This window comes from Nocardia farcinica, from assembly GCF_029867845.1.
In the GTDB taxonomy this organism is placed as follows: Bacteria; Actinomycetota; Actinomycetes; order Mycobacteriales; family Mycobacteriaceae; genus Nocardia; species Nocardia farcinica_A.
In genome coordinates, this window is the sequence record NZ_JARWRU010000356.1 from 1 (window position 1) to 2365 (window position 2365).

Sequence of the window (2365 nt, forward strand, 5' to 3'; positions counted from 1 at the left end):
TTTGGGGGCTTTTTGCCGGGGCGGGGCGGTTTTGGGGCCCCCCCCCCCTTTCCCCCCCCCCCCCCCCCCGGGGGGGGGGGGGGCGGGGGCCTCGAGTCGAAAAGAGCTGTCGGAAGCTACTTTTCAATCACCGATCTGCACTACTTGGCCGCAGCCTTGGCCTCGCGGCGACGGCGGTGCAGGATGGGCTCGGTGTAGCCGTTGGGCTGCTTGGTGCCCTCGAGGATCAGCTCCTTGGCGGCCTGGAAGGCGATGCTGCCCTCGAAGTCCGGCGCCATCGGGCGGTAGTTCGGGTCGCCCGCGTTCTGCCGGTCCACGACCGGGGCCATGCGCTCCAGGCTGGCCACCACGTCCTCGGCGGTGACGACGCCGTGGCGCAGCCAGTTGGCCATGAGCTGGCTGGAGATGCGCAGGGTGGCGCGGTCCTCCATGAGCGCGACGTCGTTGATGTCGGGCACCTTGGAGCAGCCGACGCCCTGGTCGATCCAGCGCACCACGTAGCCCAGGATGGACTGCGAGTTGTTGTCCAGCTCCTGCTGCTTCTCCTCGGCCGACCAGTTCGGGTCGGCGGCCAGCGGGATCTCCAGGATCTGGTCGACGGTCGCGCGCGGGCCGCCCTTGGCGATCTCGGTCTGCCGCTTGAACACATCCACCAGGTGGTAGTGGGTGGCGTGCAGGGTGGCGGCGGTCGGCGAGGGCACCCACGCGGTGTTGGCGCCCGCCTTCGGGTGACCGATCTTCTGGGTCAGCATGTCGGCCATCAGGTCGGGCATGGCCCACATGCCCTTGCCGATCTGCGCCTTGCCGGACAGGCCGGTCAGCAGGCCGGTGTCGACGTTCCAGTCCTCGTAGGAGGCGATCCACTGCTGGGCCTTCATGTCGGCCTTGCGGACCATCGGCCCGGCCTCCATGGAGGTGTGGATCTCGTCGCCGGTGCGGTCGAGGAAGCCGGTGTTGATGAACACCACGCGGTCCTTGGCGGCCGCGATGCAGGCCTTGAGGTTGACCGTGGTGCGGCGCTCCTCGTCCATGATGCCGACCTTGAGGGTGTGGCGCGGCAGGCCGAGCACGTCCTCGACGCGGTCGAACAGCTCGTTGGTGAAGGCGACCTCGTCGGGGCCGTGCATCTTCGGCTTGACGATGTAGACCGAGCCGGTGCGGCTGTTCTTCAGCGCCACGTCCTCGCGCAGCGAGTGGCGGGCGATCAGCGAGGTGATCAGGCCGTCCATGATGCCCTCGGGCACCTCGTTGCCCTCGGCGTCGAGGATGGCGTCGGAGGTCATCAGGTGACCGACATTGCGCACGAACAGCAGCGAGCGGCCGTGCAGGGTCAGCTCCGAACCGTCGAGCGCGGTGTAGACGCGGTCGGGGTTCATGGTGCGGGTGAACGTCTTGCCGTTCTTGGAGACCTCTTCGGCCAGCGTGCCGGTCATCAGGCCGAGCCAGTTGTGGTAGCCGAGCACCTTGTCCTCGGCGTCGACCGCGGCGACCGAGTCCTCGAAGTCCATGATGGTGGTGACGGCGGACTCGAGCACGATGTCCTTGATGCCCGCGGTGTCGGTGCTGCCGATCGGCGACTCGGGATCGATCTGGATCTCGATGTGCAGGCCGTTGTGCTTCAACAGAACCGCGGTGGGGTTCTCCGGGTCGCCCTGGTAGCCCACCAGTTGCGAGGGATCTGCCAGGCCGATCTCGGTGCCGTCCTCCAGGCCGACCTCGAGCTCGCCGTCGACGATCTTGTAGGAGGTCGAGCCGACGTGCGAGCCGGTGATCAGGGTGACGGCGTCGTCGAGGAAGTTGCGCGCCCACTCGATGACCTTGTCGCCGCGGACCCGGTTGTAGCCGGAGCCCTTCTCGGCGCCGCCGGTCTCCGGGATCGCGTCGGTGCCGTAGAGCGCGTCGTAGAGCGAACCCCAGCGCGCGTTGGCGGCGTTGATCGCGAAGCGCGCGTTCATCACCGGCACGACCAGCTGCGGGCCCGCGGTGGTGGCGATCTCGGCATCGACGTTGTCGGTGCCGATGGTGAAATCGGCAGGCTCGGGCCGTAGGTAGCCGATCTCGGTCAGGAACTCCTTGTAGGCGGCCTTGTCGTAACCGGCGCCGGGGTTCTCGGCATGCCAGGCGTCGAGCTTGCCCTGGATCTCGTCGCGCTCGGCCAGCAGGGCGCGGTTGCGCGGAGCCAGATCGTTGATCACCTGCTCCGCACCGGCCCAGAACGCGGCGGAATCTACGCCGGAGCCGGGCAGTGCCTCGTTCTCGATGAAGTCGTGGAGAACCCTGGCCACCTGGAGCCCGCCGACCTGAATCCGCTCTGTCATCTACTGCCTCATTTCCGAGAACCGGGTGGGAAAGGACGGGATCCATA

General features: G+C 67.7%; 1 protein-coding gene. It reads right to left on the reverse strand.

Annotated elements, in window-relative coordinates; translation table 11 throughout:
- Positions 1 to 140: 140 nt before the first annotated feature.
- The gene (locus QH283_RS07635; RefSeq protein ID WP_280502316.1) at positions 141 to 2318 is read right to left on the reverse strand and encodes a malate synthase G; all 2178 of its coding nucleotides are present in this window, start codon (positions 2316 to 2318) and stop codon (positions 141 to 143) included.
- Between the last annotated feature and the right edge of the window lie 47 nt (positions 2319 to 2365).